This is a genomic window from Phytomonospora sp. NPDC050363, from assembly GCF_040655735.1.
Taxonomy (GTDB): domain Bacteria; phylum Actinomycetota; class Actinomycetes; order Mycobacteriales; family Micromonosporaceae; genus Phytomonospora.
This window is the reverse complement of sequence record NZ_JBFAKK010000020.1, coordinates 45,194-68,633: the sequence shown is the minus strand read 5'-3', so window position 1 is coordinate 68,633 and position 23,440 is coordinate 45,194. Positions and strand designations below refer to the sequence as shown.

23 protein-coding genes are annotated in these 23,440 nt (G+C 71.7%); 11 read left to right on the top strand and 12 right to left on the bottom strand.

Annotated features, from left to right (window positions below):
• Positions 1-51: 51 nt before the first annotated feature.
• From trmB to AB0I28_RS36360, 3 genes are read right to left on the bottom strand one after another with little or no spacing between them, the layout of a single operon-like run.
• Positions 52-729: a tRNA (guanosine(46)-N7)-methyltransferase TrmB gene (trmB, locus tag AB0I28_RS36370; protein WP_357500455.1), complete on the bottom strand. Its 678-nt coding sequence runs from the start codon at positions 727-729 to the stop codon at positions 52-54.
• Between the two features lie 29 nt (positions 730-758).
• Entirely contained in the window at positions 759-3,272 is a 2,514-nt protein-coding gene (locus AB0I28_RS36365) for a DUF3516 domain-containing protein (RefSeq protein WP_357500454.1), read from the bottom strand.
• 46 nt (positions 3,273-3,318) lie between these two features.
• Positions 3,319-4,239, bottom strand: coding sequence for a Ku protein (locus AB0I28_RS36360; protein WP_357500453.1), 921 nt, complete (start codon positions 4,237-4,239; stop codon positions 3,319-3,321).
• 90 nt (positions 4,240-4,329) lie between these two features.
• Here AB0I28_RS36360 and ligD point away from each other — a divergent pair, with 90 nt between their 5' ends.
• Positions 4,330-5,220, top strand: coding sequence for a non-homologous end-joining DNA ligase (gene ligD, locus AB0I28_RS36355; protein ID WP_357500491.1), 891 nt, complete (start codon positions 4,330-4,332; stop codon positions 5,218-5,220).
• An 8-nt stretch (positions 5,221-5,228) separates the two neighbouring features.
• On the opposite strand, the gene AB0I28_RS36350 is transcribed toward ligD, so the two are convergent.
• From AB0I28_RS36350 to AB0I28_RS36330, 5 genes are read right to left on the bottom strand one after another with little or no spacing between them, the layout of a single operon-like run.
• Entirely contained in the window at positions 5,229-5,561 is a 333-nt protein-coding gene (locus AB0I28_RS36350) for a YnfA family protein (RefSeq protein WP_357500451.1), read from the bottom strand.
• Positions 5,562-5,586: 25 nt separating this feature from the next.
• Complete coding sequence (locus tag AB0I28_RS36345) at positions 5,587-5,877, bottom strand: hypothetical protein (protein WP_357500450.1); 291 nt, start codon at positions 5,875-5,877, stop codon at positions 5,587-5,589.
• Positions 5,874-6,302: a MerR family transcriptional regulator gene (locus tag AB0I28_RS36340; protein WP_357500448.1), complete on the bottom strand. Its 429-nt coding sequence runs from the start codon at positions 6,300-6,302 to the stop codon at positions 5,874-5,876. Before AB0I28_RS36340 ends, AB0I28_RS36345 begins: the two co-directional genes overlap by 4 nt.
• The gene (locus AB0I28_RS36335) at positions 6,299-6,649 is read right to left on the bottom strand and encodes a hypothetical protein (RefSeq protein WP_357500447.1); all 351 of its coding nucleotides are present in this window, start codon (positions 6,647-6,649) and stop codon (positions 6,299-6,301) included. Before AB0I28_RS36335 ends, AB0I28_RS36340 begins: the two co-directional genes overlap by 4 nt.
• Before the next feature lie 54 nt (positions 6,650-6,703).
• Positions 6,704-8,674: a tyrosine-type recombinase/integrase gene (locus tag AB0I28_RS36330; RefSeq protein ID WP_357500446.1), complete on the bottom strand. Its 1,971-nt coding sequence runs from the start codon at positions 8,672-8,674 to the stop codon at positions 6,704-6,706.
• A gap of 639 nt (positions 8,675-9,313) precedes the next feature.
• Between AB0I28_RS36330 and AB0I28_RS36325 the strand changes: the two genes are divergently transcribed.
• Together AB0I28_RS36325 and AB0I28_RS36320 are read left to right on the top strand one after the other, a co-directional pair.
• Positions 9,314-9,661 (top strand): hypothetical protein, encoded by a 348-nt coding sequence (locus AB0I28_RS36325; RefSeq protein WP_357500443.1) that lies wholly within the window; start codon positions 9,314-9,316, stop codon positions 9,659-9,661.
• A gap of 222 nt (positions 9,662-9,883) precedes the next feature.
• Positions 9,884-10,315, top strand: coding sequence for a hypothetical protein (locus AB0I28_RS36320; RefSeq protein ID WP_357500440.1), 432 nt, complete (start codon positions 9,884-9,886; stop codon positions 10,313-10,315).
• 61 nt (positions 10,316-10,376) lie between these two features.
• Here AB0I28_RS36320 and AB0I28_RS36315 read toward each other — a convergent pair whose 3' ends face one another.
• Together AB0I28_RS36315 and AB0I28_RS36310 are read right to left on the bottom strand one after the other, a co-directional pair.
• Positions 10,377-11,459, bottom strand: a complete 1,083-nt coding sequence (locus AB0I28_RS36315; protein ID WP_357500438.1) for an epoxide hydrolase family protein — start codon at positions 11,457-11,459, stop codon at positions 10,377-10,379.
• A gap of 127 nt (positions 11,460-11,586) precedes the next feature.
• Positions 11,587-12,429: a class I SAM-dependent methyltransferase gene (locus AB0I28_RS36310; protein WP_357500436.1), complete on the bottom strand. Its 843-nt coding sequence runs from the start codon at positions 12,427-12,429 to the stop codon at positions 11,587-11,589.
• Between the two features lie 215 nt (positions 12,430-12,644).
• Between AB0I28_RS36310 and AB0I28_RS36305 the strand changes: the two genes are divergently transcribed.
• Both AB0I28_RS36305 and AB0I28_RS36300 read left to right on the top strand, forming a co-directional pair.
• On the top strand, positions 12,645-13,184 hold the full coding sequence (locus AB0I28_RS36305; protein ID WP_357500434.1) for an RNA polymerase sigma factor: 540 nt from the start codon (positions 12,645-12,647) through the stop codon (positions 13,182-13,184).
• Entirely contained in the window at positions 13,177-13,443 is a 267-nt protein-coding gene (locus tag AB0I28_RS36300) for a hypothetical protein (RefSeq protein WP_357500432.1), read from the top strand. Before AB0I28_RS36305 ends, AB0I28_RS36300 begins: the two co-directional genes overlap by 8 nt.
• 33 nt (positions 13,444-13,476) lie before the next feature.
• Here AB0I28_RS36300 and AB0I28_RS36295 read toward each other — a convergent pair whose 3' ends face one another.
• On the bottom strand, positions 13,477-14,229 hold the full coding sequence (locus AB0I28_RS36295) for a hypothetical protein (protein WP_357500430.1): 753 nt from the start codon (positions 14,227-14,229) through the stop codon (positions 13,477-13,479).
• Between the two features lie 191 nt (positions 14,230-14,420).
• The gene (locus AB0I28_RS36290; RefSeq protein ID WP_357500428.1) at positions 14,421-15,005 is read right to left on the bottom strand and encodes a TetR/AcrR family transcriptional regulator; all 585 of its coding nucleotides are present in this window, start codon (positions 15,003-15,005) and stop codon (positions 14,421-14,423) included.
• Positions 15,006-15,035: 30 nt separating this feature from the next.
• On the opposite strand from AB0I28_RS36290, the gene AB0I28_RS36285 reads away from it, so the two are divergent.
• The 6 genes from AB0I28_RS36285 (at position 15,036) to AB0I28_RS36260 (ending at position 23,439) form a co-directional block, all read left to right on the top strand.
• On the top strand, positions 15,036-16,004 hold the full coding sequence (locus tag AB0I28_RS36285; protein ID WP_357500426.1) for an oxidoreductase: 969 nt from the start codon (positions 15,036-15,038) through the stop codon (positions 16,002-16,004).
• A gap of 38 nt (positions 16,005-16,042) precedes the next feature.
• Positions 16,043-17,185: a pentapeptide repeat-containing protein gene (locus tag AB0I28_RS36280; protein WP_357500424.1), complete on the top strand. Its 1,143-nt coding sequence runs from the start codon at positions 16,043-16,045 to the stop codon at positions 17,183-17,185.
• A 136-nt stretch (positions 17,186-17,321) separates the two neighbouring features.
• Positions 17,322-18,464 (top strand): pentapeptide repeat-containing protein, encoded by a 1,143-nt coding sequence (locus AB0I28_RS36275; protein ID WP_357500422.1) that lies wholly within the window; start codon positions 17,322-17,324, stop codon positions 18,462-18,464.
• 72 nt (positions 18,465-18,536) lie between these two features.
• Positions 18,537-19,781: a serine hydrolase gene (locus AB0I28_RS36270; RefSeq protein WP_357500420.1), complete on the top strand. Its 1,245-nt coding sequence runs from the start codon at positions 18,537-18,539 to the stop codon at positions 19,779-19,781.
• A gap of 17 nt (positions 19,782-19,798) precedes the next feature.
• A complete protein-coding gene (locus tag AB0I28_RS36265) occupies positions 19,799-22,429 on the top strand; it encodes an AAA family ATPase (RefSeq protein ID WP_357500418.1) in 2,631 nt (876 codons plus the stop codon).
• 98 nt (positions 22,430-22,527) lie between these two features.
• Positions 22,528-23,439: an alpha/beta fold hydrolase gene (locus AB0I28_RS36260; RefSeq protein WP_357500416.1), complete on the top strand. Its 912-nt coding sequence runs from the start codon at positions 22,528-22,530 to the stop codon at positions 23,437-23,439.
• Position 23,440 lies beyond the last annotated feature (1 nt).

The following is a 23,440-nucleotide window of genomic DNA, read 5'->3' as shown; positions in this document are numbered from 1 at the left end:
GAAGGACAAGGCGCCCGCTCGTCCCCGGACCTGCGGGCGCCTTCGCGTCTCCTACTCGACCCGGCGGAAGACCAGGTCGAAGATCTCCCGGCCGGCGGCGACCCCGCGCCGCTCGAACTTCGTCACCGGCCGGTGCGCCGGACGCGGGGTGAAGCCCTCGGAGGTGTTGACCAGCTCCGGATCGGCCGACAGCACCGTCAGCATCCGGGCGGCGTACTCCGCCCAGTCCGTCGCGCAGTGGAACGCCCCGCCCGGCGCCAGCCGCGAGCGCAGCAGCGCCACGTGCTCGGGCGCGATGATGCGCCGCTTGTGGTGGCGCGGCTTCGGCCACGGGTCGGGGAAGTAGACGTGCACGGCCGACAGGCTCGACGGCGCCAGCGTCGTGCGCGCCAGGTCGAGGGCGTCGCCGTCGAAGACGCGGACGTTGCGCAGTCCGCCCTCGGCGACCAGCCACAGCAGGTTGGCGATCCCCGGCGGGTGGACCTCGACGGCGAGGTAGTCGCGGTCGGGATCGGCGGCGGCCATCTCGGCGGTCGCCGTGCCCATCCCCGAGCCGATCTCCAGGACCAGCGGCGCCGAGCGGCCGAACGCGGCCTCCGGCTCGAAGGTCTCGTCGACGCCGTAGACCGGCAGCAGGCGCGCGAGGGCGTCCTCGTGGCGGTCGCTGACCCGGCCCCGGCGGGGCTGGAACGTGCGTACCCGGGCGAGGCGGATGTCGTCGGCGGTCACCGGGTCCAGACTAGACGCACTCACCCCGCTCACATCCGCTCCAGGCCCGTGACCTGCACTACCGCCTCCCCGGCCTCGTCGGAGGCGTGCAGGTCGACCTCGCCGACGATCGCCCAGTCGCGGTCGCCGGCCGGGTCGTCGAGGACCTGCCGCACCGTCCAGTAGCCGGGCCGGTCGGAGCTGTCGGTGAGCTGGAGCATCTTCGGCCCGCGCGAGTCCGGGCCGGTCTTGATCTCGTCGTGCTCGTCGTAGTAGGCGTCGAGGGCGTCGCCCCACTCGTCGGCCGACAGGCCCGTCTCCAGCGCGGCGAGCTCGCCGGGCCGGTCGAGGGCGGCCAGTTCGACGTGGCGGTACATGACGTTGCGGACCAGGACCCGGAAGGCGCGGACGTTGGCGGTGACGGCCGTGGGGGCGTCGGGGATCTCGGCGAGCGGGCGCTCCGGGTCGGGGTTGGCCAGCTGCTCCCACTCGTCGAGGAGGCTGGAGTCGACCTGCCGGACGAGCTCGCCGAGCCAGGCCGTCAGGTCGCGCAGCTCCTCGGTCTTGAGGTCGTCGGGGACGGTCTGGTCGAGGGCCTTGTAGGCGCTGGCCAGGTAGCGAAGGACCAGGCCCTCGCCGCGCGCGAGCTCGTAGAAGGCGACGAACTCACCGAAGTTGAGGGCGCGCTCGTAGAGGTCGCGGGCGACCGACTTCGGGCGCAGCGGGTGGTCGGCGACCCAGGGGTGGCCGCGCTGGTACATCTCGTAGGCGGCGCCGAGCAGTTCTTCGAGGGGCTTGGGGTAGGTGACCTCCTGGATGCGCTCCATGCGCTCCTCGTACTCGATCCCGTCGGCCTTCATCTCGGCGATGGCCGCGCCGCGGGCCTTGTTCTGCTGCGCGGCGACGATCGTGCGCGGGTCTTCGAGGGTCGACTCGATGACGGAGAGGACGTCGAGGGCGTGGTCGCCGCTGTCGGTGTCGAGGAGTTCGAAGGCGGCCAGCGCGAAGGACGACAGGGGCTGGTTGAGCGCGAAGTCGGCCTGGAGGTCGACGGTCAGGCGGACCGTGCGGCCGCTGTCGTCGGGTTCGTCGAGCTTCTCGACGACGCCGGCGGCCAGCAGGGAGCGGTACATCGCGATCGCCTGGTGGATCTGGCGGCGCTGCTCCTTGCGGTCGGAGTGGTTGTCGGTGAGCAGCCGCCGCATGGCCTGGAAGGGGTCGCCGGGGCGGGCGATGACGTTGAGGAGCATCGAGGTGGAGACCTGGAAGCGCGAGACGAGCGGTTCGGGCTCGGCGGCCTGGAGGTTCTCGAAGGTCTCCTCGCTCCAGCCGACGAAGCCCTCCGGCGCCTTCTTGCGGGCGTAGCCGCGGCGGCGCTTGGGGTCGTCGCCGATCTTGGCGAGGGCCTTCTCGTTCTCGATGACGTACTCGGGGGCCTGTGCGACGACGTAGCCGACGGTGTCGAACCCGGCCCGTCCGGCGCGGCCGGCGATCTGGTGGAACTCGCGGGCGCGCAGGCGCCGCACGCGCGTGCCGTCGTACTTGCTCAGCGCGGTGAACAAGACGGTGCGGATGGGGACGTTGACGCCGACGCCGAGCGTGTCGGTGCCGCAGATGACCTTCAGCAGGCCCGACTGGGCGAGACGCTCGACGAGCCGCCGGTACTTCGGGAGCATCCCGGCGTGGTGGACGCCGATGCCGTGCCGGACCAGGCGCGACAGGGTCTTGCCGAAGCGCGTGGTGAAGCGGAAGTTGCCGATGAGGGCGGCGATCTTGTCCTTCTCCTCGCGGGTGGACATGTTGATGCTCATCAGCGCCTGCGCCTGCTCGATCGCGGCGGCCTGGGTGAAGTGCACGATGTAGACCGGGGCCTGCTTGGTGGCCAGCATCTCTTCGAGCGTCGAGGTGAGCGTGTTCTTGCTGTAGCTGTAGATCAGCGGGACGGGCCGGTCGGCGGACTTCACGACCGCCGTGGGCTTGCCGGTCCGGCGGGTCAGGTCCTCCTGGAAGCGGGTGACGTCACCGAGGGTCGCCGACATGAGGATGAACTGCGTGTGCGGCAGCTCCAGCAGCGGGACCTGCCAGGCCCAGCCGCGCTCGGGTTCGGCGTAGAAGTGGAACTCGTCCATGACGACCTGGCCCACGTCGGCGTAGGAGCCGTCGCGCAGCGCGATGTTGGCCAGCACCTCGGCGGTGCAGCAGATGATCGGCGCGAAGGGGTTGACGCTGGCGTCGCCGGTCATCATGCCGACGTTGTCGGCCCCGAAACGGGCGGTGAGGTCGAAGAACTTCTCCGAGACCAGGGCCTTGATGGGCGCGGTGTAGAACGTGGTCCGGTCGCCGGCGAGGGCCGCGAAGTGCGCGCCGGCGGCGATGAGGCTCTTGCCGGACCCGGTGGGCGTGTTGACGATGACGTTGTTGCCCGCGACGACTTCCATGAGGGCTTCTTCCTGCGCCTCGTAGAAGGTGATGCCCTGTTCGCCGACCCAGTGGGAGAAGGCGTCGAAGACTTCGTCGGGATCGGCGGTTTCGGGCAGCACGTCGACAAGATTCACGGGGTCCATGGTCCACGGCACGCCTGTCGGCGGGGGAAGCGGGTTGCGGGTGCGCCTACGACGCCCGCTTCTTGCGCGGGGCCGCCTTCTTCGCCGCGGTCTTCTTCGCCGTCGACTTCTTGGCGGCAGGCTTCTGCGCCGCCGACTTCTTCGCGGCGGGCTTGTCCGCCGCGGACTTCTTGGCCGGGGCCTTGGCCGCCTTGCGCTCGCCGCCGCCCTTGAGCCGCTCCATGCTCGCCTTCAGCGCCTCGGAGAGGTCGATGATCTGCGCGCCCTCCTCCGGCTCGGACTCCGGCACGGTCTCCTCGCCGGAGATCTTCGCCTCGATGAGCTTCTCCACCGCCTCGCGGTAGTCGTCGCTGTAGGCGGCCGGGTCGAAGTCGGCGCTCATCGTCTCGATCAGCGAGCTCGCCATCGCCAGCTCCTGCCGGCGGACGGTGGCCTCGGGGACGTCGAACTCGGGCCGGCGGACCTCGTCGGCCCAGCGGACGGTGCCGAGCATGAGCACGTCGTCCTTGACCCGCATGATCGCCAGCTGCTCCTTCTGGCGCATGACGACCTTGACGACCGCGACGCGCTCGGCGTCGGCGAGCGCCTCGCGCAGGAGCACGTAGGCCTTGGAGGCGCCGCGCCCGGGCTGGAGGTAGTAGGACTTCTCGTAGAGGACGGGGTCGATCTGGGCGGCGGGGACGAACTCGACGACGTCGATGACGTGCCGCGCGGCCAGGGGGATCGACTCGAAGTCGGAGTTGTCGAGGATGACGGTCTCGCCGTTGATGTCGAAGCCCTTGGCGATCTCCTCGTAGCGGACCTCTTCGCCGTCGAGCTCGCAGACCCGGCGGTAGCGGATGCGTCCGCCGTCGGGCTTGTGGACCTGGTGGAAGCGGACGTCGCGGTCCACCGTCGCCGAGTGCATTTCGACGGCGATGGTCACGAGCCCGAATGAGATGGAGCCCTTCCACATGGCACGGGGCATATATAGAGAGTGCCGTAGCCAAACGATCACGGTGAGTGAAATTCGCAATCTCGTGGGGCCGCGCGGCCATACGATCGACCCGTGGAGCCGATGCTCGCGGTGGCCGGGAAGCTGCCGTCAGGCGAAGGCTGGGCGTACGAGTTCAAGTGGGACGGCGTGCGCGTCCTCGCCGACGTCGGCGGGGGCGTCGCGGCCCTGACCTCACGCTCCGGCCGGGACGTGACGGTCGCCTACCCCGAGCTGCGCGCGCTCGGCGGGGCGGTCGGCGACGCGCTCCTCGACGGTGAGGTCGTCGCCTTCGACGAGGCGATGCGGCCCTCCTTCACGCTGCTGGCCAAGCGCATGGGCGTCACCGAGGCGAAGACGGCGCTGCGGCTGGCGCGGACCACGCCGGTCGCGTACATGATCTTCGACCTGCTGCGGCTCGACGGCCGCGACCTGCGCCGGCTCCCCTACCGCGAGCGCCGGGCCGCCCTCGACGCGCTCGGCCTCGAAGGCCCGCACTGGATCACGCCGCCGGTCACCTACGACGGGCCGGCCGCCATGTCCATCAGTGCCGAGCAGCGGCTGGAGGGCGTGGTCGCCAAACGGCTCGACTCGCCCTACCTGCCCGGCGCCCGCTCGTCGGCGTGGGTGAAGGTCAAGCACCTGGTGACCGGGGACTACCTCGTCGGCGGGTGGACGAGTGACCGGCGGGCACTGTCGTCGCTGGTCCTCGGCGAGCGCACGCCGGAAGGGCTGGTCTACCGGGGACGGGTCGGGACGGGATTCGACGAGCGGACGCAGCGGACGCTGGTCGCCGAGCTGGAGCCGCTGGCGGTCGAGCGCTCGCCGTTCGCGGGCGAGGTGCCGCGCAAGGACGCGGGCGGGGTGCGGTGGGTGCGGCCGGAGCTGACGGTGGAGGTGGCGTACGCGGAGGTGACGCCGCAGGGGCGGGTGCGGCATGCGCGGTTTAACCGGATTAGGACAGATTTGATGTAGGGCTGCGATCAGGTGCGGGGTGCGTACATGATCACCGCGACGCCGACCAGGCAGATCACCGCGCCGATGACGTCCCACCGGTCGGGTTTGAACTTGTCGACGATCATGCCCCAGGCCAGGGATCCGGCGACGAAGATGCCGCCGTAGGCGGCCAGGATGCGGCCGAAGTTGGCGTCGGGTTGGAAGGCGGCGACGAAGCCGTAGGCGCCCAGGGCGACCACACCGCCGGCGATCCACCACAGGCCGCGGTGTTCGCGCCAGCCCTGCCAGATCAGCCAGGCCCCGCCGATCTCGAGGAGGGCGGCGAGGCCGAACAGCAGCAGGGAACGCAGCAGGGTCATGACCGTGGAGGGTAGTCGGTGGCGATCATGTGGTTCCGCAGGCGCAAGAGCCGCCTTGGCAGCCGGTGGCGTGGGCGCGGCGTCGGCGGAGCATCCACCAGGCCAGGCCGGTAAGGGCGGCCATCACCACGGCGATGCCGGGCATGACGTCGCCCAAGGCGGCCCACCCGGCGCCGCCCAAGACCCCGGCGGTGACCAGGACGGGGATGGCGCAGCACGCCGCGCACGCCAGCCCGGTCAACCCAGCCATTCCACCAGGCAGAAGCCTGCGCAGCAGGCTGCGGCGCGCGGTCGGGGGCGAAGTGGTGGTGTTCATGTGGGGTCCTCGCGGGTCAGGCCGGTGAACGGGATCGGGCAGCAGGGGTTGGCCGCACACGCGGCCAGGTCGTCGCATCCGGCGCTAATCGCGGTGCGCAGGGTCGCGGCGATGACCTGCAGGTCGCTGATGCGGGCCTCGACTTCGGTCAGCTTGACCTCGGCGCGGGCTTTCAGGCCCGCCTCGTGGGTGTGGCGTCGGCGGCCTAGGTCGAGCAGGTCGGCGACCTCGTCGAGGGTGAAACCCAGGCGCTGGGCGGTCTTGATGATCCGCAGTGTGTCGACCGCCTCGGGCGGGTAGAGGCGGTGACCGCCGAGGCTGCGGCGTGGTTCGGCCAGCAGGCCCCGGCGCTCGTAGTAGCGCAGGGTCTGCATGTTCACCCCCGCCGCCTCGGCGACTTCCCCGCTGCGCAGGCCCTTGCTCACCTCGACGCCTTGGCGGCCTCGGCGCGTGTCACCAGGGCAGCCAGGACACCCTCGTGCGCGGCCGGGACCTCGATGCCCAGTTCCACCCCCGCCTTTGTGGGGGTGACGGTGAAGGCGAAGAACGAACAGCACGACGACTCCCGCCCGGCCAGGTCGCGCACCTTCGCCTCCAAGCCTCCGGCACCGGCCAGAACGAGCACGGCCCGGGTCGGTGCCGGCAGCTCGGCCGAGTCCAGGTGCGCGGCGAACAGGCCGTCGAACTCGGCCAGCCGCAGCGGCTGCTCAGCGGTGGGAAGCGTGCACGCCTCGGGCGCCCAATCCAGTTCAGGACCGATGTTGATGCTCATGGAAACGACGGTAACCCTGTACCCGGGTACAGGATGCAACCCCGGTGTTCGGGGTCAAGTGGCTTCGGCGCGAAGGGTGGGGATGCCGAGGTTGGTGGCACCTGGCGTGTTGCGGGTGGTGCGGTGGATGGCGGCGAGTTTGTGTTCGGCGGCGCGTCGGCTGGTTTCGAGGCCGTCGACTTCGCCGAACCAGCCGTTGGTGTGGGCTTCGCCGATGCGGTCGGTGAGGTTGGCGATGATCTCGGCCAGGCGGTGCTCGGCGCGTGGGTCGATGCGCATCATGGGGCAGCGAATGCAGGCGTGTTCGTGGTTGCAGGGGGTCCCGTAGGGGCGCCCGCAGGTGCCGAGTTCGAGTTTGCGGAGCTCGAAGTGCTGCTGGAACTCGTTCCATTCGGCGTCGGTGGGCTGCCTGTACTCCTCGGTCGGGCGGACGGCGCGGCGGGAGTCGATGAAGGCGCGGTAGGCGCGGACGAGGTCATCATGGAAAACGGCGCGGTAGGCCTGGGTGGTGTTGATGTTGGCGTGGCCGAGGATGCGGGCGGCGATGTGGACCGGCAGGCCGCCGGTGACGGCTTCGGTGGCGAACATGCGCCGGAAGTCGTGCGGGGTGTAGCGCAGGGGCTGACCGCTCTGGTCGACGATGCCAGTGCGGGCCACCGCGACGCGCAGGAGCTTCAACACGGTGCCTTGGCTGATGACCTCGAAGCGCCATCCAGAACGACGGGGGAACAAGTGCGGCAGGGGCGCGCTGGTGGTGCGTTCGATGCCGTCATAGCGGGCGGTGAGCGGGATCTGCCCGTCGTAGGCACGCAAGCGGCTGATCACCGATGCCAGGACGCTGGCCAGTTCGGGGGTGACCAGCAGCAGGCGTTCCTCGTTGCTCTTGGACGGCACGATCTGCAGCAGGGGAACGACTTCGCCGGTGCCGGGCAGCCGGTAGGAAACCAGCGCCAAGTGGGTCAGTTCAAGCAGTTCCTCGATACGGATACCGGTGTGGCGCAGGGTCTCGATGATCGCCCAGGTCCAAAACGCGTTGTCCTCCTGGTAGGCAACATCGATGACGTCACCGGTTTCGAGGTTTTCGGCGTAGAGGCGAGCGTCGGGGAGTTTGCTGCGCAGGCGCCGGAACAGCTTGCCGACCACACGCCGGTACGCCACACCGTTGTGGGTGAACTCCTCATCGAGGCTGCAGGCGAAGGCCGTGGCGAGGAACGCAGTCTGGTCGGCTTTCCAATCTTCGGCCGAGGCGACCAGGCGCGGGAGGTGAGGAAGGCGGTCGCGGACCCGCTGGTGCATCCGCGCGGTGGTGGCCTTCTTGGTCTTGGTCAGGCCCTCGGTGTCGTTGCGGCTGATCGGACAGCGCGCCACCCACGGCGCCCACGTGGGGTCTTCCAGCGCCCACTCCTGGATGTCGAGGTAAAACGCGCGCACCATCGTCAAGATGGTCGCAAACCCTATGCGGGGCCGTAGCGGGTCGCCGTCGATGAACGCGAGCTTGTCCTTCCAGGCCGCGATGACCTCGCGCGGGACCTCGAGGGTGGCGATACCGGGGCTGAGGAGTTCGATCTCGCGCCAGTAGCGTTTGCTGACCGTGCGGACCCGTTCGACGAGGCTGCCGTAGTCCAGGCAGGGCCGGTGCTCGTCGAGGTAGCGGACGAGCAGGTCACGGATGGGCCGGTTCTCGATCCCGTAGGCGTCGACGAGTTCGGCGGTGGTCTTCTGGCCGGTACGCATCGCCTGGCGCCGGGTGCTTCCTACCGGGAAGACACCGATGTCGGTCATCATCTGCCAGGCGGCGTTGGATCCGGCGGTGTACTTCGGCGTGTAGCTGCGGGCGTGGGCGCTCAAGGCGATGAGGTCATCGCCGGTGACCTCATCGAGGTCCTTGCCAGTAAGCAGAACTGTGGTGCTGAGGTTGTTGAGCGCCTCGCGCAGGTGCTCTCCCCTCACACCGCGGGCTTGGGCAGCGTGCTCGGCAGCGGCGAACAACGCTGGGGACACGACCTGCCGAATTCGGGCATACATCTGCGGAGAGTGGTAGCTGCGCAAGAACGGCAGGCTCGGCTGGATCAACCGCAGGTGAAAGACACTACGGACGCCGGCGCTGATGAACGTGCGGCGTCCTGAACCTCGGCGGCCGCGCATCTGCTCGGGCCAACCGGTCCACAACGGATACTGCTGTGTCAACGCTGACCACTTGGCCTGCCAGCCATCACCAGTCTGTTCCCGCAGCAGCTCCAGGAGTGCCTCCAGTCCTCCATTGAGGTTCCACCGGGTCCAGTAGGACCCTTCGACCCAATCGGGGAGAGCCTGCATCAGGCGTCGGTAGGTTCGCCGCGTGTCGACTCCCGCGCAGGCCTCGCTACCGGCCACGGACCGGTGGGCCTGGCTCGTCGACTTCCTCGACCGCTGGTACGCCGAACCTCTGGGCGCAGAGGACGGCGGCACGGCCGGGGACGTCGCCGCCGCGGTCGAGCGGGTCGGGAAGGTCGGGAGGGACCTCCCGCGGGTGCTCGTGGAGTGGTTCACGCTCGTGGGGCGCCGGCTGCGGATGGTGCAGAACGACCCGGCCACGCCCGCGAAGTTCTACACCATCGACGGCATGCTTACGGTGTGGACGGAGAACCAGGGCGGCTGGGTGATTCAGGTGGACCCGGCCGCGGGATGGTCACGACCGGGCTCATCGACCTCGACCCCGAGGGCGGCGAACACGAAGTCGTCCTCGCCTTCGAAGACCTCACCCGAGAACAGCGGAACCTGCTGACCACACGCTGCCGCCTCCCCGCCGCTGTCGCCGGCCTCGGACACCTGACCACGTGCGTCTACCCGGAACGCGACATTCGCCTGCACGTCACCACGACCCGCCCACAGGACACCGCCGACGCGCTCTGGAACGAAGTTCCCACCGAGCTCACCCGCCGAGCGGTGGTCGCGACGCGCCCCAAGCGAGTCAGCGCCTTCGACGTCGCCCACCCCGCCGACAGGACCGGGTACACGCCGCCCATCGACTGAGGCCGGTGTCGTCACGCGGGCGAAGTGGCTTCGCGGAGGTGGTCACCGCGCTCGGGCGAGCGGTCGGGCGGACCACGAAACCGATGAGCGGCGCATCGTCGCGCGGACTGACGGAGTGCCTGACCGCCTGGTTCAGGGCCTGACCCGCACCCGCACCCCTGTCAGCGCCCGTGTCAGAGCGCCGACAGCCCGGTGTCAGCGCCCCCGCCGATAGTTGCCGACATGACGAACAACGGATCTCCCCTCACCGCCATCGCCCTCTCCGACCAGGACAAGGCCACCATCCGCACCGCCGCCTTCGGCGCGATCACGCTGCTGTCCTTCGCCGACGTCGCCGGCTCGCCGCACAAGGTCGCCACCCACGGCACCCTCGCGCTGAACTCGGCGACCGGCCTGGTCGGACACGTCCTGTCCGCCAAGTCCAAGGACTTCAAACTCCAGACCAAGTCCGGCGCCGTCCTCGCCGACCAGGTCTTCCCCGCGCTCGCCGCGTCGGTGGCCCTCCTCGATGCCCACGATCCCGCCGAGGCCGACAACTTCCGCGCCACCATCGCCGTCGCCCTCGACGCCGCCGCGCGGGCCGGGCGCGGCGTGCCCAGCGCACCCCTGACCGAGATGATCCGCAAGATCACCGAAGTCCTCGCCACCGCATGAGCGCGCGACGGCCGGCCGCGAGCCCCCGCAGTACCCGGGGCCTCGCGGCCGGCCGTGTTCCCTAGCGGGCGAGTCCGAGGAAGAACTCCCGGACGTCGCCGGCGAACAGCTCGGGCACCTCCATGGCCGCGAAGTGGCCGCCCCGCTCGAACTCCGACCAGTGCCTGATGTCGTACAGCCGCTCGGTCAGGGGCCGCACCGACTGCGTGATGTCGTGGGCGAACACCGCGACGCCGAGAGGCACCGGGCACGGCGCGTTCCCCCGTGTGGAGTCGTGGTGCAACCGCCCCGAGGAGGCCGCGGTCCCTGTGAGCCAGTACAGCGAGATGTCGGTGAGCATCCGCTCGTCGTCGATGGGCGTGCTCGGGTCGGTCCACTGCGCGAAGCGCTCGGCGATCCAGGCCAGCTGCCCGACGGGCGAGTCGGTCAGCGCGTACCCGATCGTCTGCGGCGTCGCCGCCAGCAACGCCTGGTACGGCGGCCGGCTGGCCATGAGAGACCTGACCTTGTCCAGCCGGGCCTCGTCGGACGCGGACAGTTCGACGCCGGCGTCGGGGTCCGGGCGGGTCGGCAGATAGTTGACGTGCACCCCGACGACGTGCTCGGGCGCCACCGTGCCGAGCGCGATCGAGACGCCCGAACCGAAGTCACCGCCCTGTGCGCCGTAGCGCTCGTAGCCGAGGCGGCGCATCAGCTCGGCCCAGGCCCGCGCGATGCGGATGATGTCCCAGCCGCGTTCGTGGGTCGGCCCGGAGAATCCGTAACCCGGCATGGACGGGATCACCAGGTGGAAGTCGCGCGACAGCGGCTCGATCACGTCGAGGAACTCCAGGAACGACCCCGGCCAGCCGTGCGTGAGGATCAGCGGCAGCGCGTCCGGGTTCGCCGACTCGACGTGGACGAAGTGGATGTTCTGCCCCTCGATCTCCGTGGTGAAGTGCGGGAGCTCGTTGAGCGCGGCCTCGTGCCGGCGCCAGTCGTAGTGCGTGCGCCAGTATTCGGCGAGTTCCTTCAGCCGCTCCAGCGGAAAGCCGTAGTCCCACCCTGCGTCGGCGACCTCGTTGGGCCAGCGGGTGCGGGACAGGCGGTCGGCGAGGTCGTCGAGGTCGGCCTGGGGGATGTCGATACGGAAGGGCTTGATCATGTCGGGGACTCCGGGGAAAGTCGTTCGACGCCCGCCTGAGCGAGGTCTAATGTTGGTGAAGCCAACGGTAACATATTCGTTGGTGACACCAACGAATTGTTGCGCTCGCCACGTGGAGGCCCCGCGCTCAGCCGACCGCGTCCGGCTTGCGCCAGGTCATGATCTGGGTGGGCGGCAGGTGCTCGGCGAAACGGCCGTCGGGCGCGGCCTCGCGCAGCAGCGAGCGCAGGTCGCCCTCGAACTCGGCGAGCCGGTCACCGAAAAGGTGAGGCGCGGAGTCGGAGCGGGAGAAGGTCCAGGCCACGACGTCGTCGGCGGAGCGGTCGAGGACCTGGCCGGCCGGTACGGGGTGCCGCCGGAAGTCCACGAAGCCCGCGCGCGCCAGCACCAGGTCCTCCCTGCCGGGGGTGCCGTTGACCAGGGTGCCCTGCCCGGCACGCCGGACGGGACCGAGGTAGCGGCGGACCAGTTCGCCGATCCGCTCGTAGGGGGGCGCGGGCAGCGGCAGCGGGGTCTGCGGCGACCAGGACTTGAGGTCGCTGAGGTGGACGAAGGCGCCGCCCGGTTCGAGCATCTCCAGGACGGTCGCGGCGACGCGGTCGCGGTCGGTCCAGTGGAAGGAGTTGGCGAAGGCCACCGCCCGGAACGCGCCGAGTCCGGCGGGCAGGTCCTCGGCGCGGCCGGCCGCCCAGCGGGCGTTGGTCACCCCGCGCAGCCCGGCCCGCCGCTCGGCCTCGGCCAGCATGTCGTCGTCGGGGTCCATGCCGACCACCTCGGCGAAGTGTCCGGCGAGCGCGAGCGTCACGATGCCCGGCCCGCAGCCGACGTCGAGGAGCCGGCCGCGCCCGTCGAGGCCGAGGACCTCGGCGAGCACGTCGGTGAATCCGGGCGCGTAGGGCAGCCGGCCGCGTTCGTAGTAGGCGGCGCTTCCCTGGAACAGGGTGTCGTCCCATTGCCATCCGTCGGGCATGTCGGTTTCCGTTCTGCGAGTCGTCGGGTGGGCGGAGGCGGGCGGCCGTGCGAACCTGAATCCTTTACCGGGCCGGTCGCCTCTTATAAGCGTCCCGGCAGAGCGCCGGGCGCTTGAAGGGGAGGTCCCCATGCTCATCGCCGCCGTCATCACCGCTGCGGCCCTGCTCGTCTGCGCCTGCACGGTGGCCGTGCTCCGCCGCCGGGGGCGTTCGCGTGGCTGACACGAGGTGGCCCGACGAAGCGCTGGTCGCCGCCGCGCGGGAGGGCGACCTGGAGTCGCTGACCGCGCTGGTGTCGGGCTCGCATCCGCATGTGCGGAGGTTCGCGCGCTCGCTGTGCGCGTCTCCGCAGGACGCCGAGGACGCCGCGCAGGAGGCGATGGTGATCCTCTACCGCAAGATCGGCATGCTGCGGGCGACGGGCGCGCTGGCGTCGTGGATGTTCCGCATCGTGCGCAACGAGTGCCTGCGCCGGACGCGGATGTTCCTGCGCCCGCCGGCTCCGGTCGCCGAGGTCTCGGCCGCCTCGGCCGAGGAGGAGGTGCTGCAGCGCCTGGAGGCCGAGCGGGTCGCGGGAGCCATCGCCGACCTGCCCGCCGACCAGCGCCGGGTCCTCGTCCTGCGCGACGTGCAGGGGCACAGCGGCCGGGCGGTCGCCGGCGCGCTCGGCCTGAGCGTCGCGGCGATGAAGTCGCGGCTGCACCGGGCCCGCGCGGCCGTGCACGCGTCACTGGAGGAGGGCCGGCATGAGTGAGGGGCGCGGTTTCGCCAGTAGTTCCCTGCCGCGGCACCTGCTGCGCGGGGTGCTCGGTTTCGGCTCGCTGATCCTCTCGGTGGCCCTGATACCGGCGTTCGGCCCGGCGACGTTGCTGCTCGCGCCGGTCGGGCTGCTCGCCCTGCGCGGCTGCCCGATGTGCTGGGCGATCGGGCTGGCGCAGACGCTGTCGCGCGGCCGCCTGCGGCGTTCGTGCGAGGACGGGGTCTGCGAACTGAAGGTGGCTCCGCGCGACTGAGCGCGACGGTCCCCGGGCAGGCGGGCGTCCCGCCTACCGGGGGCCGAGCAGCCGTTCGATCCCCGAGCGCATCAGCGTCCGGGCCAGTTCGGCTCGCGCGCGGCGGTCCTCGCCGGAGAGTTCGACGGTCTCCCCGGCGCGCCGCCGGGCGATCTCACCGGCGAGGCCGGCGGGGACGCCGAAGCGGTCGAGGCGTTCGATCGCCTCACGTTTGGTGATCAGCCGGTCCTCGGTGACGGTCGCCTCGACCCGCGCGAGGGTGATCAGCCCGAGGTCGACGTAGACGTCGTCTCGCCACAACCGGGACTTGGCGACCGCGCCGGTCCAGTAGCCCGAGAGCTCGGCCAGCGCCGCCGCCCGGATCTCGGCGGCGTCCAGCTCCGGCAGCAGCGAGTGCGGTGGCGGGCCGTGCACGACGATGCCGTTCTGGAGCACCTCCGCCCGGGCGATCCCGCTGACCGCGCGCCCGTAGAGCTCGCCGTGGCCCCAGTAGAGGTGCTCGCGGGCGAGGTCGGCGGCGTCCGGTGCGGTGACGTAGGCACAGTGGAGCTTCGCGGCGATCGGGTCGGCGGCGATCAGTCCCTCGTGCAGCGCGGTGACCTTCGCGCGGGCGGCGCGGTCGAGTCCGCGCGCGATGACGGTGATGACGTCGAGGTCGCTGACGCCGGGCCGGTAGTCGCCGAAGGCGAGGGATCCGCCGACGTACAGGGCGGTGAGGTCGACGGCCCCGCCGATCTGTTGGGCGTAGCGGGTGACGACGGGAGCGGCGGCGAGTCGATCGTCCATGTGCGACATGGTGCCCGATACGACCCGGCCGGCGCGGGGCGCATGAGCCTGGCGTCCCTATTCCCCCTCATCACGTATCTAGGGCGACTCCATCTATATATGAGCGGACGCGACCGCTCGGAGGACCAAGGAAACCGACACGAACAACGGGGCCTGCATGCGTTCCATGATCACGAAGAGGCGCGGACGCCTCACTGGATCGCGCCCGACCGCGCGGCCGCCAGCGTGATGCGGGCCGCGCGGTCGGCGAGTTCGTCGTCGAGGGTCTCGGCGGTGACGAACAGTCGCAGGTAGATCGGGGCGATGAGGGTCTTGAGGACTTCGGCGGGGTCGGTCCCGGGCGGGAGTTCACCGCGTTCGAGGGCGCGCCGGACGACGATCTCACCGCGGGCGAGGCGGTCGGCGAAGAAGCGGTGCTTGATCTCGGCGACGCCCGGGACGCGGTCGGCGACCATCGTCGTCGCGACCGCCGCGCCGGTCGGGCCGCTGAGCCAGGCGACGAGGGCCCGGGCGAGTTCGCGCAGGTCGCCGTCGAGGGTGCCGGTGTCGGGGACGGGGAGGTCGGCGGCGACGTGGTCCTTGAGGGCGTCGGCGACGAGGGTCTCACGGTCGGTCCAGCGCCGGTAGACGGTGGTCTTGTGCACGCCGGCGCGTTTGGCTACGGCCTCGACGGTCAGTTCGGCGTAGCCGGTCTCAGCGAGTTCGGCGATGGTGGCGGCGAGGACGGCGGCGCGGACTTTCGGGCCGCGCCCGAGGGGCACCTGGGCGGTGGTCATTGCAACTCCAAGTTGCGATAGCTGCTGTCGATGTGGCACGCTCACTCTAACGCAACTCTGAGTTGCGATGACTGGAGGAGACCCATGCCCACCGACCTGACCGGCCGCCTCGCCGTGGTCACCGGCGCCAACAGCGGCATCGGCCACGTCACCGCCCGCGAACTCGCCCGACGCGGAGCACGCGTCGTGCTGGCCTGCCGCAGCCCCGAACGCGGAGCCGACGCCGTCGCCCGGCTTCGCGCCGAGATCCCCGGCGCCGCGGTCGAACTGCGTGCCCTCGACCTCGCCGACCTCGCCTCCGTCCGCGCCTTCGCCGAGGACCTCGGGCACGAGCGCCTCGACCTGCTCGTCAACAACGCCGGGATCGCGATGGTCCCCTTCGCGCGGACCGCCGACGGCTTCGAGTCCCAGTTCGGCGTCAACCACCTGGGCACCTTCGCGCTGACCGGGCTGCTCATGCCCCGCCTGCTCTCCTCGCCCCGCCCGCGCGTGGTCACCGTCAGCAGCGAAGGCCAGCGCTTCGCGCGCTTCGACCTGGGCAACCTCAACGCCGAACGTCGCTACCGCACGGCCTTCGCCTACGTGCAGTCCAAGCGCGCCAACCTCTACTTCGCCACCGAGCTCCAGCGCCTCTCCGACGCGGCCGGCTCGCCCCTGCGCAGCATGGCCGTCGCACCCGGGCTGACCCGCACCAACGTCCTGACCGGTGGCGCCAACAGCACACGCGGCCGCTTCCACGCCGCCGCCGTCGGCCTGCTGATCCGGCTGGCGTTCCAGCCCGTCGAGGACGGCGCCAGGACCTCCCTGCACGCGGCGACCGCCGAGCTGCCCGGCGGTTCGTACATCGTCCCCAGTGGACCGTTCCAGCTGCGCGGCCGGCCCGTCGCGCGCGCCCGCGAGCGCGCGATGACCGACGCCGAAACCGCGCGCAGGCTGTGGGAGATGTCGGAGGAGATGACCGGCGTCCGCTACGGCGAACTCGTCGGCGGGCGGAGGTAGGTTGCGCCGGTACCCCCAGCACGCGAGAAGGAGCCGCCTTGATCGAGCTGTACGCCCTGCGCGTCATGGGCATCGCTCCGCCACGGCGCGAAGTGCGGCTGCGGGTGTTCACGCTGGTCTACGACCGGAACTACCACGACCCGCTGCCCGCCGACCCCAGCTTCTTCCTGCGCGCCCTCTACGATCCGGCCGAAGACCTCACCGGCGAGGGCCTGCTGGCCGATCACGTCACCCTCGACCAGATCCTCGACGAGGACTGGGTCGACGCCCAGACCTGGCGCTTCGTCGAGTCGGCAGACCTGCGTGCCTCCCGCAACGACCCCCTGACGCCGACCGAGCTGGCCGCCCTGCCCGCAGGTTTCACCCGCCGGCAGGGCGTGGGCTGCTTCGCGCACGAGGACATGATGGTCCAGGGCGACTTCGACGTCCGGGTCACCGACGCCCGGTGGCTGGCCCACCTCACCCTCGGCCAGTGCTGGGAGACCACGTCCTACGACACCGAGGCCCGCCCCCGCCCCGCCGACGAACCCGAACCGCGCGCGACCGAGCCCTACGAGCCGCCCGAGGCGGCGAGCACCCTTGACCTGGATGCCATGCGCGACCTCGCCGCGACCGCGCCCCTGACCGAGGCGGAACTGGCCGCCGCCGTCGACGGCCACGAACTCTGGCTCGCCTCCGGTGGCGGCGTCCCGGACGGGTATTTCGACCACTTCCAAGACCCGCCGGACACCTGGCTGGTCTTCCCCGAGTCCCGGCATGGTCAAGCCGTCTACTTGGGGCCGAAGGGCACCGGCGGCGAGCAGGCCTCGATCGGCGGTCGCTCGCTGGGCGCGGGGAGGGATCTGCGGGGTCTGACGCTGCCCTGGGCCGACCTGACCGAGACCGCCGGCGAGAACGTGAAGCTGGGCCGAGCGAGGCTTCGCGGAGCGACAATGACCGGCGCGTACCTGCCGGGCGTCGACCTGTCGGGAGCCGACCTCATGGCCGCCGGCCTGTCCCGGGGCTTCCTTCTCGGGGCCGATCTGACCGGCGCGGACCTGCGCCACACCGACTTCGAGGGCGCCGACCTGACCGGGGCGGACTTCACCGGCGCGCGGATCGGCGGGATCAGGCTGGCAGGAGCGAAGCTCACCGGCATCCGAGGATTCGGCGACCTTCCATCGGAGCCATCACGAACATAGCCATGAAACCGTGGACACGGAGACCGGCATCCTGGTCTCGATGTCCGGCGAGGAGCGGCGGATGATCAGCTTTGGCAGGAGTGTCGGCGCTCGGCGATAGATTGCGCGGCAAGGGATCGCAAACAAAGGAGCCGTGTTGACCGAGTTGTACGCACTGCGCGTTATGGACCTCGCCCCGCATCGACGGGAGGTGCGGTTGCGGGTCTTCACGCTGCTCTACGACCACGACTACTACGACCCCTTGCCCGAGGACCCGAGCTTCTTCCTGCGCGCCCTCTACGATCCCGCCCCCAGCCGCGCCGGAGAAGGGCTCCTCGCCGACCACATCACTCAAGACCAGATCCTCGACGAGGAGTGGATCGACGCCGAGACCTGGCGCTTCGTGGAGTCGGCGAAGTTGCGCACCTCCCGCAACGATCCGCTGGCACCGGCCGTCCTGGCGAATCTGCCCTACGGTTTCCCCTGCCCGCAGGGCGAAGGCTGCTTCGCGCACGAGGACATGATGGTCCAGGGCGACTTCGACGTCCGGGTCACCGACGCCCGATGGCTGGCCCACCTCACCCTCGGCCAGTGCTGGGAGACCACGTCCTACGACACCGAGGCCCGCCCCCGCCCCGCCGGCGCGCCGGAGTCGCCCGCGACCGAACCTTTCGTCGCGCCCGTCCGGGAGAGCACTCTCGACCCGCAGGCCATGCGCGACCTCGCCGAGGCCGCGCCTTTGACCGAGGCCGAACTGGCCGCCGTCGCCGAAGCCCACCGCCGCTGGCTCGCCTCCGGTGGCGGCGTTCCGGACGGCAAGTTCGACCGCTTCTACTTCCTCCCGGATGCCTGGCAGGTCCTCAGCGCCGCCGGATACGGCCTTGCCGTCTACTCCGGCCCGAATGGCACCGAGGGGGAACAGGCCTGTCTGCGCAGCCGCTCTCTCGGTACGGCGAGGGATCTGCGCGCGCTGGACCTGCCGTGGTCGGACCTGACCGGGATCATGGGTGAGAAGGCCGACCTGAGCCGGGCCCGACTTCGCGGGGCGACGGTCACCGACGCCCACCTGCCGGACGTGAACTTGTCGGGCGCCGACCTCATGGCGGCCGATCTGTCCCGCGCCGACCTGCGGGGAGCCGATCTGACCGGCGCGGACCTGCGCCACACCGACTTCGAGGGCGCCGACCTGACCGGGGCGGACTTCACCGGCGCGCGGATCGGCGGGATCAGGCTGGCCGGGGCGAGGCTCGCGGGCATCCGCGGATTCGGCGACCCGCCTTCGGGGCCATTACCAACATAACCGGTAACCGGCCGCGAAACATCGGTCCGCAATCGGATTTCGCCGCCCCTGCCGGGCGCTTACCGTTCGGGCATGACCGATGCGCTGGTGTCCCTCCTGGACGAAGAACTGTCCGCCGTCCCCGGCGCCGCCGTCGCCGTGCGGCACGGGGGACGGCTCGCACACCGAAGCTGCCACGGTCGCGCCGACCTCGAATGGGACCGGCCGGTGACGCACGAGACGGTCTTCCGCCTCGCCTCGCTCAGCAAGCCCCTCACCGCGCTGGCCGTACGGTCGCTGGCCGCCGACGGCCTCCTCGACCTCGACGCGCCGATCGCCGGCTACCTCCCCGGGCTCCCCCACGGCGACGCGGTCACCGTCGCCCACTTGCTCGCCCACACCTCCGGGATCCCGAACTTCACCGCCCTGCCGGGCTTCGCGGACCGCACCTCGCGCCTCGACCACACCGACGACGAGGTCATCGCCCTGTTCGCCGGGCTCCCCCTCGTTTTCGAGCCCGGCACCCGCCACCACTACAGCAACTCCGGCTACCGGCTCCTCGACGTCATCGCCGCCCGCGTGGCCGGCGCGCCATTCGGCGACGTCCTCGCCGAACGGGTCTTCGGCCCCGCGGGGATGACCTCGTCGCGGCTGCTCGACGACACCGCCCTGGTCCCCCACCGCGCCCGGGGCTACGACCGCGACGGCGAGCGCTTCGCCAACGCGGCCCCCGTGAGCATGACCGTCCCGGGCGGCGCCGGCGGCCTCGGCTCGACCCTCGACGACCTCGTCGCCTTCGACAACGCCCTGCACGACGGCGTCTTCGATCTCACCGGCCTCCACGAGCCCGTGCGGCTGGCCTGCGGACGCACCGAGGGCTATGGGCACGGTTGGTTCCTCGGCACCTACCGGGGCCGGCGCCTCGCCTACCACTCGGGCGCAATCGCGGGCTTCGCCAACTTCTACGCGCGCATCCCCTCGGAGGACTTCAGCGTCATCGTGCTGACCAACCTCGGCGGTTTCGGCTGCGGACCGCTCGTGCGCGACATCATCGACACCGTTCTCGGCCTGCCCGAACCGATGCGGCCCACGGTCGCCCTCGACGGTCTCGCCGACTTCGCGGGTGTGTTCGTCGGCGGGGGCAAGGAGCTGACCGTCGCGGCGGAACCGGGCCTGCTCCGGGTCTCGACGGGCGACGTCGAGCGGCGGATGCGGCCGGTCGCGGCGCGCACCTTCGCCGACATGGAGGATCCCGACGTCACCCTCGACCTCCACGACCGCGACACGCTGACCCTGCGCCTGCCGCTGTCGTGGGTGACCGGCCACCGCCGCGATTGATCATCTACCGTGGCGGAATGCTCCACGGCCGCTCCGGCGAGGTCGCCGCGCTCGACTCCCTGGTTTCCTCAGCACGCGAGGGAGACGGCGGCGCGCTGCTGATCAGCGGTGAGGCGGGCGCGGGCAAGTCCGCGCTGCTCGACCACGCCGCCGGCGGGGACCTGCGCGTCCTGCGGGCCGCCGGTGTCGAACCCGAGTCGGGCATGGCCTTCGCCGCGCTCCACCAGCTCCTCCACCCCGTCACGGACCTGTTCGACGGCCTCCCCGCACCCCAGCGGGAGGCCCTTCGCGGCGCCTTCGGCGAAGCCGCCGCCCCCGCCGACCGCTTCCTGGTCGCCGCCGGGGTGTTCTCGCTGCTCACCGAGGCCGCCACCGAAGGACTGCTCTGCCTCGTCGACGACGTCCAGTGGCTCGACGCCGCCTCCGCCGACGCGCTCGTGTTCGCCGCCCGCAGGCTCGCCGGCCACGGCGTGGCGATGGTCCTCGCCGCCCGCGGCGAACCTCCCACGTGGGCGCGCGGCCTCGACAGGCTGCGCCTGACCGGGCTGAATCCCGGCGACACCGCCGCGCTGCTGGCCGAGCGCGCACCGGTCGAACCCGCGCCCGGCGTCGTCGCGCGCCTGACCGAGCTGACCGGGGGCAACCCTCTCGCGCTGGCCGAGGCGGCCGACCTGCTCACCGCCGCCCAGTGGCAGGACCGCGAGCCCCTGCCCGACCCGCTCCCCGCCGGCGCGGCCATCTTCGCCGGGCCCGTCGCCGAGCTCAGTCCGCCCGCGCGCCGCCTCCTGCTCGTCGCCGCTCTCGACGGCCGGGGCGACCCCGACGTGGTCCTCGCCGCCGCCGGATCCGACGCCCTCGCCGAAGTCGAGGCCTCGGGCCTGGTTACCGTCGGCGCCGCGATCGCCTTCCGCCACCCGCTGGTGCGGGCCGCGGCCGTCGCCGAAGCCGGGCCCGCCGGCGTCCGCGCCGCACACCAGGCCCTCGCCGAGAACCACACCGACCCCGACCGCCGCGCCCTCCACCGCGCCGAGGCGACCGTCGGCACCGACCCGGACGTCGCCGCCGAGCTGACCGCCTCGGCCCACCGCGCCGCCGAACGCGGCGGATACGCCGACGCCGCCACCGCCTTGACCCGCGCCGCCGAGCTCACCCCCGACCGCGACCTGCGCGCCCGCCGGCTCGCCGACGCCGCCCGCTCGGCCTGGCTCGGCGGCCGCCCCGGCCTGGCCGCCGGACGCCTCGCCGACGCCCGGGAACTGGCCCGCGACCCCGCCCTCCTCGCCGACCTCGCCCGCCTGCGAGGCCGCTTCGACCTCAACTCCGGCGACGTCGCCGAGGCCACTCGCCTCCTGCTGGCCACCGCCGCCGAACACCCCTCCACCGAACTGCTCGCCGACGCCGCCGAGGCCGCCTCCTACGTCGGCGACGTGCCCGCGATCGTCGAGGCCGGACGCCTCGCCGCGCCCCTGGAGCGCGGTTTCCTGCGCGACGTGCTCGTCGGCGTCGGCGCCTCCCTCGACGGCGACCCCTCCGGCGGCCCGCTGCTGCGCGCGGCGGTCGAGACCGCCCGCGACTTCGACGACGCGACCCTGCTGCTGTGGGCCACCACCGCCGCCAGCTACCTCGGCGAGGCCGACACCGCCGCCGAGTTCGCCACCCGCGCCGGCCGCTTCGCGCGCATGTCGGGCATGACAGGCCAGCTACCCGTCGTGCTGGAGTTCGTCGCCACCGGCGAGCGCATGGCCGGAAGGCTCGCGCACAGCGAAGCCGTCGCCGAGGAGGGCCTCGCCCTGGCCCGCGAGGCCGGGTACACCAACTCCGTCCCCGCGCACCTGGCCAACCTCGCCGCCGTCGCGGCCATCCGGGGCGAGGAGGACCGCTGCCGGGAACGGGCCGCCGAGGCGCTGTCGATCGCGATCCCCCACCGGATCGGTCTGCGCGCGGCCACCGCCAACTACACCCTCGGCCTGCTCGACCTGGGCCTCGGCCGCTTCGCCGCCGCCCACGACCGCTTCACCGCGCTCGCCGCCGCCGGGCCGGGCCTCGGCCACCCGACGGTGACCTGGCGTACCTCCCCCGACCGCGTGGAGGCCGCCGTCGGCGCCGGCGAGCTCGAAGCAGCCGCCCATGTCCTCGCCGAGTTCGAGCGCTGGTCTGCGAACGCCGCGAGTCCCGCGACCCAGGCACTGCTGGACCGCTCCCGGGCGCTGACCGCCGGGCCGGACAGAGCCTTGGAACTGCTCGCCGGTGCCGTCACCGCGACCGGCGGTTCGCCCTTCGAACACGCCCGCACGTGCCTGCTATACGGGGAGAGGCTGCGCCGGGCTCACCGGCCCGGCGAGGCACGGGCGCAGCTGCGGTCGGCGATGGAGACCTTCGCCCGGCTCGGCGCGGCGCCATGGACCGAGCGCGCTCACGGCGAACTGCGGGCGGCCGGGGAGAACGCCGAGGGCCCCGCCGCCGACGCGCTGGCGGCGCTCACCCCGCAGGAGCTGCGCATCGCGCGGCTGGTCGGCGCGGGCGCGTCGAGCCGGGAGGTCGCCGCGCGGCTCTTCCTCAGCCCGCGCACGGTCGAGTACCACCTCTACAAGGTCTATCCGAAGCTCGGCATCACCTCCCGTACCGAGCTCGCGCGGCTACTGGGGTGAGGACCGGTAGTCCTACGGATGGCACCCGCCGCGACCGGCGGCAAGCTGGTGACACATCCGGGGAACGGCCCCGGAGAACCGAAAAAGGTGGAATCGGCTTGTCAGCTGAGAAGATCGTCTCCAACAACGGCATCGAACTGTGGACCGAGTCCTTCGGCGACCCGAGGGACCCGGCGATCCTGCTGGTCATGGGCTCCATGTCGCAGGGTGTGGTGTGGCCCGACGGCCTCGTCGGGAGGCTGGCCGCCGCCGGCCGGTACGTGATCCGCTACGACCATCGCGACACCGGCCGCTCGACCGCGGTCGACTTCGCCGCGAACCCTTACACGTGGGCGGACCTCCGCGACGACATCGTCCGCGTAATGGACGCCTACGGGCTGGCCTCGGCGCACGTCGTCGGCCACTCGGCGGGCGGCCTGATCGGGCAGTGGCTGGCGGTGGAGTCGCCCGAACGCGTGGAGACCCTCACCGTCATCGGCTCGTCCCCGCTCGGCGGGCGTGAGGGCAAGGTCCTCATGGCCGCGCTGATGGGCGAGGAGCAGCCCGAGGGCAGCCTGCCGCCGCCCACGGCTGCGTTCGTCGACTTCTACCGCGCGGCCATGGCCGCGGGCGCTCCCCCGGCGACCCGCCGGGAACGCGTCGAGGCACAGGTCGCCGAGGCACGGCTGCTGCACGGGCCCGAGCTGCCTTTCGACGAGGAAGCCGAGCGGGCGCTGCAGGAGCGCATCCTCGACCGGGCGCGCGACCCCGACTCGGTGGTCAACCACCGGATGGCCGGGATGGCCGACCTCGACTTCGAGCCGGTCGGCGTCCTCGACCGGGTCAAGGCACCGACCCTGGTCGTCGAGGGGACACGTGAGCCGGTCAAGCCCGGGCACGGGGCCGTCATCGCCGAGCAGATCCCGGGCGCGCAGCTGCTGATGGTCGAGGGCATGGGCCACACCCTCCCCGAGGAGGTGCACGCCGAACTCGCGCGGGCGATCACGGCGCACACCGCCGGGCGGATGTAGT

Excerpts from the sequence above, each read along its gene's own strand:
- AB0I28_RS36365 (WP_357500454.1), bottom strand. The coding sequence starts at position 3,272 with ATGGACCCCGTGAATCTTGTCGACGTGCTGCCCGAAACCGCCGATCCC.
- AB0I28_RS36360 (WP_357500453.1), bottom strand. The coding sequence starts at position 4,239 with ATGCCCCGTGCCATGTGGAAGGGCTCCATCTCATTCGGGCTCGTGACC.
- ligD (WP_357500491.1), top strand. The coding sequence starts at position 4,330 with ATGCTCGCGGTGGCCGGGAAGCTGCCGTCAGGCGAAGGCTGGGCGTAC.
- AB0I28_RS36350 (WP_357500451.1), bottom strand. The coding sequence starts at position 5,561 with ATGACCCTGCTGCGTTCCCTGCTGCTGTTCGGCCTCGCCGCCCTCCTC.
- AB0I28_RS36345 (WP_357500450.1), bottom strand. The coding sequence starts at position 5,877 with ATGAACACCACCACTTCGCCCCCGACCGCGCGCCGCAGCCTGCTGCGC.
- AB0I28_RS36335 (WP_357500447.1), bottom strand. The coding sequence starts at position 6,649 with ATGAGCATCAACATCGGTCCTGAACTGGATTGGGCGCCCGAGGCGTGC.
- AB0I28_RS36330 (WP_357500446.1), bottom strand. The coding sequence starts at position 8,674 with ATGTATGCCCGAATTCGGCAGGTCGTGTCCCCAGCGTTGTTCGCCGCT.
- AB0I28_RS36325 (WP_357500443.1), top strand. The coding sequence starts at position 9,314 with ATGGTCACGACCGGGCTCATCGACCTCGACCCCGAGGGCGGCGAACAC.
- AB0I28_RS36320 (WP_357500440.1), top strand. The coding sequence starts at position 9,884 with ATGACGAACAACGGATCTCCCCTCACCGCCATCGCCCTCTCCGACCAG.
- AB0I28_RS36315 (WP_357500438.1), bottom strand. The coding sequence starts at position 11,459 with ATGATCAAGCCCTTCCGTATCGACATCCCCCAGGCCGACCTCGACGAC.
- AB0I28_RS36310 (WP_357500436.1), bottom strand. The coding sequence starts at position 12,429 with ATGCCCGACGGATGGCAATGGGACGACACCCTGTTCCAGGGAAGCGCC.
- AB0I28_RS36300 (WP_357500432.1), top strand. The coding sequence starts at position 13,177 with ATGAGTGAGGGGCGCGGTTTCGCCAGTAGTTCCCTGCCGCGGCACCTG.
- AB0I28_RS36295 (WP_357500430.1), bottom strand. The coding sequence starts at position 14,229 with ATGGACGATCGACTCGCCGCCGCTCCCGTCGTCACCCGCTACGCCCAA.
- AB0I28_RS36290 (WP_357500428.1), bottom strand. The coding sequence starts at position 15,005 with ATGACCACCGCCCAGGTGCCCCTCGGGCGCGGCCCGAAAGTCCGCGCC.
- AB0I28_RS36285 (WP_357500426.1), top strand. The coding sequence starts at position 15,036 with ATGTGGCACGCTCACTCTAACGCAACTCTGAGTTGCGATGACTGGAGG.
- AB0I28_RS36270 (WP_357500420.1), top strand. The coding sequence starts at position 18,537 with ATGACCGATGCGCTGGTGTCCCTCCTGGACGAAGAACTGTCCGCCGTC.
- AB0I28_RS36265 (WP_357500418.1), top strand. The coding sequence starts at position 19,799 with ATGCTCCACGGCCGCTCCGGCGAGGTCGCCGCGCTCGACTCCCTGGTT.